Annotated in this window: 6 protein-coding genes; 3 read left to right on the top strand and 3 right to left on the bottom strand. The window is 61.4% G+C overall.

Annotation, left to right across the window (positions count from 1 at the left end; translation table 11 throughout):
* Positions 1-54: 54 nt before the first annotated feature.
* Positions 55-1,080, bottom strand: coding sequence for an NADP-dependent oxidoreductase (locus VMA09_24060; protein HUA36701.1), 1,026 nt, complete (start codon positions 1,078-1,080; stop codon positions 55-57).
* A 68-nt stretch (positions 1,081-1,148) separates the two neighbouring features.
* On the bottom strand, positions 1,149-3,086 hold the full coding sequence (locus VMA09_24055; protein HUA36700.1) for an alpha amylase C-terminal domain-containing protein: 1,938 nt from the start codon (positions 3,084-3,086) through the stop codon (positions 1,149-1,151).
* 94 nt (positions 3,087-3,180) lie between these two features.
* On the opposite strand from VMA09_24055, the gene VMA09_24050 reads away from it, so the two are divergent.
* On the top strand, positions 3,181-4,995 hold the full coding sequence (locus VMA09_24050; protein ID HUA36699.1) for an NAD(P)/FAD-dependent oxidoreductase: 1,815 nt from the start codon (positions 3,181-3,183) through the stop codon (positions 4,993-4,995).
* A 322-nt stretch (positions 4,996-5,317) separates the two neighbouring features.
* On the opposite strand, the gene VMA09_24045 is transcribed toward VMA09_24050, so the two are convergent.
* Positions 5,318-6,463, bottom strand: a complete 1,146-nt coding sequence (locus VMA09_24045; protein ID HUA36698.1) for a CaiB/BaiF CoA-transferase family protein — start codon at positions 6,461-6,463, stop codon at positions 5,318-5,320.
* A 402-nt stretch (positions 6,464-6,865) separates the two neighbouring features.
* Here VMA09_24045 and VMA09_24040 point away from each other — a divergent pair, with 402 nt between their 5' ends.
* Positions 6,866-7,405: a hypothetical protein gene (locus tag VMA09_24040; protein HUA36697.1), complete on the top strand. Its 540-nt coding sequence runs from the start codon at positions 6,866-6,868 to the stop codon at positions 7,403-7,405.
* A 243-nt stretch (positions 7,406-7,648) separates the two neighbouring features.
* Complete coding sequence (locus VMA09_24035) at positions 7,649-8,155, top strand: hypothetical protein (protein ID HUA36696.1); 507 nt, start codon at positions 7,649-7,651, stop codon at positions 8,153-8,155.
* Position 8,156 lies beyond the last annotated feature (1 nt).

Genomic DNA, 8,156 nt, shown 5'->3' with positions numbered 1-8,156 from the left:
CTGGCACCCCCACCCCACTATGTTTTTCAGATCTTCAGAACAAACGCAGTCAGCCTACTGCGGATTCGCTACCTTCAACAATTGCTTGCCGAAGTTGGCGCCGGTGAAGAGGCGGATGATTGTTTTGGGGGCGTTTTCGAGGCCTTCCGCCAAATCGATCTTGTTGATGATCTTGCCTTCGGCCAGCCACTTCGACATGTCGGCGATTGCCTGCGGGAATTTGTCCGAGAAGTGGAAGACCAGGAAGCCCTCCATCCGCGCGTTCTGGAAGAGCAGGTTGAAGTAGTTCTTCGGCGGATGCGCCGCGATGCCCGCTGCTTCGTTGTACTGCGAGATCGCGCCGCAGAGTACGACGCGAGCCCGGAACGCGAGACGCATCAGCACGAGGTCGAGGATCTCGCCGCCGACGTTATCAAAATAGATGTCGATGCCTTTCGGGCAGGTCCGCGCCAGCGCATCGCCGACGTTTTCATTCTTGTAATCGATCGCGGCGTCGAAGCCTGCTTCCGCCGTGAGCCATTTGCACTTCTCGGGGCCGCCCGCGATTCCAACCACGCGGCATCCTTTGATCTTCGCGATCATGCCGACGACGGAGCCGGTCGCGCCCGCGGCACCTGATACGACGACGGTCTCGCCTGCCTTGGGTAGACCGCAATCGAGAAGGCCGACATATGCGGTCAAGCCCGTGGTGCCGAGCAGCGACAGCGCGAGGAGCGGATCGGTGCCCGCGGGCAGCTTCTGCAAGCCCATGATGCCGGCGCCGCTCGTGATGGTGTAATCCTCCCATCCGAAGAGGCCCTGCACGAGGTCGCCCTTGGCGAATCCGTCGCGCTTGCTCTCGACGACCTGGCCGACGGTGCCGGCTTTCATCGGCTCGCCGATTGGAATCGCAGGCATGTAGGTATCCATCGACATCCATCCGCGCTGCGTCGGATCGAACGAGAAGGCGAGGTTGCGCACCAGCAGCTCGCCGTCCTTGAGCGCGCGCGTCGCGGTTTCATTCCACTTGAAGTCGCTTTCCTTGATCATGCCCTGCGGACGGGCCGCGAGCAGCCATTGGCGATTTCTGAGTTCTGCCATGATCGAAACCTCACTCGAAGTTGTCGTGTTCGGGGATTATCTGATCAAGCGAAACCAGACAAGCAGCGTCAGTCGGAAGTGTCGCGCGCGAATACCACAACGCCGTTGGCCGGGATGACGACCGATGCTGACGCGGGCAGGCCGTGCATCGGACCGCCTGACGCCGTGATCGCGCCGCCGTTGCCGGCAGCTTCAGGGTTCGGGAAGTTGTCATAGACGTCGCTATTGAAGACTTCGAGCCACTGGCCGCCGCTCGGAAATCCGATTTCGTAGCCCCACCATGTCGATTCGCTGAGTGTCGCGACCACGACGACATCGAGGCCCGCGCCGGGAATCCAGCGCTGGTACGCGATGACGCGATTCTGATCGTGAACGTGAAAGACGTTGATCGCATCGCCCCGCAGGGCCTGGTGATTCCATCTGAGGCGAATCAAGTCCTGCGTGAAGCACAGGAAATCGTTCTTCGGCTTGTCGGCGGTGCTCGCGCCCGGCCATGAGATGAGATTGGCGCTGGCAGTCGGATCGTCGCTCCACGGCTGGCTCTCGAGAAACTCCTGGCCCATGAAGATCTGTGGGATTCCCGGCGCGGTCAGCAGCAGTGCCAGCGCGACGCGCGAGCGGCTGCGCGCATACCACGACAGCGGATCGCTGCTGTCGGCGAGCATCGGGATGCGCGGGTCTCTGCCGACGTACACCACATCGTGATTTTCGACGCACGGTACCGCCTGCCATGCATGCGCGACGTTGTAGGGAAACAGATTCGCCGCGACCGAATCGAGATCGATGCTCGCGTTGGCTCCAGCCGAAGCCTGGGCGATGGCGGCGCGCACCGCGAGGCGCAGGCCGTCGTGCTGGGTGACATCGAAGCCCGCGCCGCCGTTCGCGACCGGCGTTACGATGCTGCCATCGACAGGCCAGTGCTCGGCGTTCTGAATTGCGCGCGGCCGCATGTACCTGACGGTGCCGGTGATATTGCAACAGAACTCCCATCCGGAGCTGCCGCCGAGCTGGAGCAGCGCGCTTACCTCGTCGTAGCGAAATCCGTCAACGTGGAACTCGTCGAGATAGAATCCCGCGCTGTTGATCACGAACTCGCTCACATCTTGATTCCAGAGCGCGAACGCGAGGCCGCCCGCCCATCCCATGTTGGTGAAATAGAGGCTCTGGTTGTTGTCGCCATTGGCGGCGCGATCCCAGAAGTAGAGGCTCTGGTCGTCGCCTTCGAAACCGCCGGCGTGGTTGTAGACGACGTCGAACACCACCGCGATTCCATTAAGATGGCACAGGTCAACCATCGCCTTGAGCTGCGCTGGCGCGGTGCTGATATCGGCGAGCGTCATCGGCGCCAGTCCCTTCGCCGCGAGCATCTGGTTGATCGTCGCGAGGTAGCCGGCGAGCGCGTTCTCATCGGTCACGATGTAGGGCGTGTCGGGCGAGAAGTAGTCGGCGCCGTTGTAGCCCTGCGACGGCTGCGTCTCGAGCTCGTCGATCGGCAACGGCTGAAGCACGTTGATGCCGAGCGCGACGAGGTAGTCAATCTTGCCTATGACATCGAGAAAGGTTGACGCCGCGCCGGGCGAGGCAGGCGCGTATGTCCCGACGTGAAGCTGATAAACGATCATGTTGGAGAAATCGGGCGTCACGAAATCGGCATCGTGCCACGGATACGCGGTCGCGCTGCGCATCACGCAACTGCAGGTCGGGAACGGCGAGTCGAGCGCCATCTCGCGCGCGTAGGGATCGCGCTTGTAGCCCTGCGAGCCCGCGCCGATGACGTAGAAGTGATACGGATCGCCGTCGCCCGCCGCGTCGATGAAGCCGGTCCAGTAGCCGTGACCGTCGGACATCATCAGCAAGTCGTCGGTCTCACCGGTCATTGCGACGCCGCCGAAGGTGCCGTTGACGTATACCGCCGTCGCGCGCGGCGCCCAGCATCGAAAGGTCGCGCCGCCGGCGACGAGGTTCGCGCCCATCGGAGTGTCGGCCGTGATATTCGCTTGCGACATCATGAGCGCGATCTTCGCCGTGCGCCGCGGCTATTGCCAGCGAAAATAAAGTGGCGGTAGAGATACTCCTGACTCACAGAGGAGGACTGACACGATGAGCGAGGCAGTCACTCAAAACCGCATCCCGACGGCGGACGAATTGGGATTCGATCCGGCGGCCTTGCGCGAGAAGTATGCGGCGGAACGCACGAAACGCCTGCGCGCCGACGCAAACAGCCAGTATCGGGAAATCAGCGGACAGTTTTCTCATTTCAACGAGGATCCATACGCCGAGCCCGTCCAGCGCCAGGCTCTCAGCGAAGACCTCGATGCGGTTGTGATAGGCGGCGGCTTCGGCGGGATGCTGGCTGCGGTGCGGCTGCAGGAGGCCGGCATCAGCAATATCCGCATAATCGAGAAAGCGGGCGACTTCGGCGGCACCTGGTATTGGAATCGCTACCCGGGTGCGCAATGCGACGTCGAAGGCTACCTCTATCTGCCCCTGCTCGAGGAGACCGGCTACATCCCGAAGGAAAGATATTCGTTTGCGCCCGAGATCTTCGCGCACGCGCAGCGAATCGGAAAGCAATTCCATCTTTATGAGAAGGCATGCTTTCAGACGCGGGTGACCGAGGCGCGCTGGGACGACGAAGCAGGGCGCTGGACAGTGGCAACCGATCGCGGCGACGAGTTCAGAGCGCGCTTCATGATCATGTCGAGTGGACCGCTCAACAAGCCGAAGTTGCCGGGGATCCCCGGAATCGAAAATTTCAAAGGCCACACCTTCCACACCAGCCGCTGGGATTACGACTATACCGGCGGCGATACGACGGGCGGGCAGCACAAGCTCGGTAACAAACGGGTCGGAATCATCGGGACCGGAGCGACGGCGATCCAATGCATCCCGCATCTGGGACAGCACGCGGAGCAGCTCTACGTCTTTCAGCGCACGCCGTCATCGGTCGACGAGCGCAACAACACTCCGACCGATCCCGCGTGGGCCAAGAAGCTGAAGCCCGGATGGCAGGAGTATCGCAATCGCAATTTCACCGCGCTGCTCGATGGAGTCGAGCTCGAAAAGGACGAGGTCCGCGACAAATGGACCAGTCCGCTGAAAAAGCTGGGCGAGTTGATCTCGAGCCGCAGCAACTCGGATCTATCGGCCGATGAAAGAGCGGCGCTCGCCGAGATCGCCGACTTTCAGAAGATGAACGACATCCGCAAGCGCGTCGCGCAGACGGTCAAGGATGCGCAGACTGCCGAGGCGCTCCAGCCGTGGTTCGGTCAGTGGTGCAAGCGGCCCACGTTCAACGATGAGTACCTCGATACATTCAATCTGCCCAACGTGAAGCTGGTCGATACAAAGGGCAAGGGCGTCGATCGCGTGACCGAACATGGCGTGGTGGTTGACGGCGTGGAGTACGAAGTCGATTGCATCGTGTTCGCGACCGGTTTCGAGGTCGGCACTGCTTACACGCGGCGCGCCGAGTTCGCGATGCAGGGGCGCGACGGAGTTTCGCTCGCTGACTACTGGTCAAACGGGATGCGCACGTTTCATGGCTTCCTTAGCCACGGTTTTCCAAATTGCTTCCACATGGGGCTCACGCAGACGGGACTCACCGCGAATTTCACCTACATGCTGAACAAGCAGGCGCATCACATTGCGCAACTGATCACAGAGGTTAATCGGCGAAACGCGAAATCGATCGAGCCTACCCAGGAAGCGGAAGCCGAGTGGGTGCGCATCGTGAACGGCACCAACTCGATGACGAAGTATCAGAGCGTGTGCACGCCCGGTTATTACAATGGCGAGGGCACGGGCGAGGGCGGTTTCCTGTCGGCAACTTATCCGGACGGTGCGCTCGCGTTTTTCGATCTGATCGCAAAATGGAGAGAGAAGGGCGAGCTCGAAGGGCTGATCGTGAAGTGACGTGACGGGCTTCGGGCGGTGTCGGCGTGACTTCAGAGCGCAACGCTCAGAACCCTCACCTGCCGGACGCGCGCGGAGCGCCCGGAGCGGCGCCTGCACCATTGAGGAGCGCCTCGCGATCACAAAATCGGTACCGGCTGCGCGTGGGCGCAGCGGTTCGAGATTCTTCGGCGCGTTCGCGATGCTCACTTGCTCGGAATGAGGGAAGGCGCAGATTTGAAAGGGGCTCGGGCGGATTCGCTTCGCGAATCAGACCGCCCTTCACGCGCTCCTGAGAAAACGCCTCTCCCGTTAAGTCGCGGGAGAGGCGTTTTTCAGAATTCTACTTGGTGATTGCGCCGCGGCTCTTGAGGTTCGCGAGATCGGAGTCGCTGAAGCCCCAGTCGCGGAGCGCTGCCTCGGTATGCTCACCCGGTTTCGCTGGCGGGCACTGGATTGCGCTCGGAGTGCGGCTGAAGCGCGGCGCGGGGCCCGGCTGCAACACGCCGTCGCGATCGACGAAGGTGCTGCGATGCTTGTTGTGCGGATGGTGCGGGGCCTCGTCCATACTCAGCACGGGCGCGAAGCAGACGTCGCTGCCCTCCATGATCTCGCACCATTCGTCGCGCGTTTTGGAGCGGAAGACTTCCTTCAGCTTGTCCTTCATCGCGGGCCACGCGTTGCGATCGTTCTGGCGCGGCAGCTCGACGCCCTTCAGGCCCGACAGGCGCAACAGCTCCTCGTAGAACTTTGCTTCGATCGATCCGATCGAGACGTACTTGCCGTCCTTGGTCTCGTAGACTTCGTAGTAGTGCGCCCCGGTATCGAGGATGTTGTCGCCGCGCTTCTCGTTCCAGAAGCCTGAGGCGCGCATCCCGTAGGTCGCCGTCATCAGCGACGCCGCGCCATCGACCATCGCCGCGTCAACGACCTGGCCCTTTCCCGACTTCTGCGCTTCGAGCATCCCGGCGACGATTCCGAGCGCGAGGTAGAGCGCGCCGCCGCCGAAATCGCCAACGAGGTTGAGCGGCGGCACGGGCACATCGCCGCGGCGGCCGATCGAATGAAGCGCGCCGGAGAGCGCGATGTAATTGATATCGTGGCCGGCGGCATGCGCCATCGGACCTTCCTGGCCCCATCCCGTCATGCGGCCATAGATGATCTTAGGATTGCGCTTGAGACAATGGTCGGGGCCGAGGCCGAGGCGCTCGGTGACGCCGGGACGAAAGCCTTCGATGAGCGCGTCGGCGCGCTCGACCATCTTGAGCACGGCCTCGATCGCCTCGGGCTTCTTGAGATCGAGCGCGATCGATCGGCGTCCGCGATTGAGCAGGCTGTACTTGGTGTCCATGCCGATGCCGAGGCCGGCGTCGGCCAGGCGATCGATGCGAATAACGTCGGCGCCCATGTCGGACAGCAGCATCGCGCACATCGGTCCGGGTCCGATGCCTGCGAGCTCGATGACGCGATAACCTGAAAGAACTCCCATTTCGATTTCCCCTGTCGCGATCGAGTTGGCCGCATCGCGAGTCCAAGCTGCACAGTGCAGACTCCGCTCAAGAAGCGACCGATACGCGAGCTTTCGTTATCTGAAATGCGGGCGCACAAATCAACCGAGGCGCGCACAGATGAACATTCATTAAGGATGAAGCTTGAGATTCATTAAGGGTGAGAAGTAAGAAATTTCGGCTAGTGCCGCGATCGCTGCACCGCAGTTCGGAAGCTCGAAAACCCTTATAAAACGGCGGAAACTGCTTGGCACCGATTTCGTATTAGTGATCAGAGAAAGGACGCTGGTTGGCGTCCACGGATGCTGGCGCTGCGGTTCATCGAGCCTGCAAACGGACCCTCCGCTCCGACCTACATTCCCTCGTCAACTGGCGATAAAGCCATGAAGCTAAAATCGATCGCGATAGTCGCGTTGGCGGTGGGTATGTTCGGGCTTGCCGGATGCTACGACGTTGGCCCGGGATACGGATACGGCGGTGGCTACGGCGGCGGATATCCAAGCTACGCTTACTCGGAGCCGCTCTATGGCGGTGGATATTATCCCGGCGGGTTGTATGGCGCCGGCTATCCTGGCTATTACGGCGGTTACTGGAATCACGGCTGGGATGGCGGTTGGGGCCATAGCGGATGGGATCATGACCACTGGTATCCGCAGCATGGCGGCTTCGTCGCGCACAATTTCGGCGCGCCAGCATACAACCACGGATTTGCGGTGGCCCATAACGAAGGCTTTCGCGGCGGTGCCGGATTCAACGGCGGATTCCATGGCGGTGGCGTTAACAGCGGAATCCACGGTGGTGGTTTCAATGGGAGCTTCCACGGCGGAGGCGGTGGCTTTCACGGCGGCGGTGGCGGATCCCACGGTGGCGGCGGTGGCATGCACGGTGGCGGAGCGAGCGGCGGCCATGGCGGGCATCGCTGAGCTCGGCCAGTCAGCATCCCGAGCGTAATCACTGAACGTGAAAGTGCGAGCGTGGCGTCAGCAACGACGCCGCGCTCGTCTGCCATTGTGAATTCGATACAACTGCTAGTAGAAGTCCCTATACTTTCTGTATAATTACAATTTGTAGAGAAACTTTACATTGCCGCCAACCGCATGTTACCTGCTCGCGTGAGGCCGCAGGCCTCAATCACGCTGGCCTGCCGCAACCGAGGAGCCGAGCCCATGCGCAAAATAGCTTTCTTGACGATCTTACTTGCGATGCCGATGATGGCGGGCCGCGCCCATGCGCTTTCTCTCGCCTCGCCGATCCTGGGCATGAATGGCCAACCTTTGCAGGGCACTTACGTATGCAAGGGCCAGGGCCACACTCAAACCGGACAGCCGACCGGTATTTACATCGTGCTTCGCACCGACGGAACCAATGTCACCGGCGGCGAGCTTGGCGAACACGTCAACACCGTGTTCTGCAATTTCACCATTGCGTCTGATTCGTCGATGAGCGTTGATGCCGAAGACGTCGGTCATTTGAGTCTCGACCTCAAACCGGCGGCTCCCGCCCCCAGCGCTCCTTCGCTCCCGCTCATACCGCTGCTTACGGGATGCAGGCAGATGACCGACACTTTCGAGTTTACCGGGCTCAACCACGGCAACACCCAGGTCGAAATCTCGGAAACCGACAGCCCCGTCGAAGCTGGCGGTCTATGCCGCCTCGTATCGCCCGCGTTCTGAC

Source organism: Candidatus Binataceae bacterium, assembly GCA_035508495.1.
GTDB lineage: Bacteria > Desulfobacterota > Binatia > Binatales > Binataceae > JASHPB01.
Note: the sequence above shows the minus strand (reverse complement) of the source record. Positions and strands in the feature narration are given on the sequence as shown.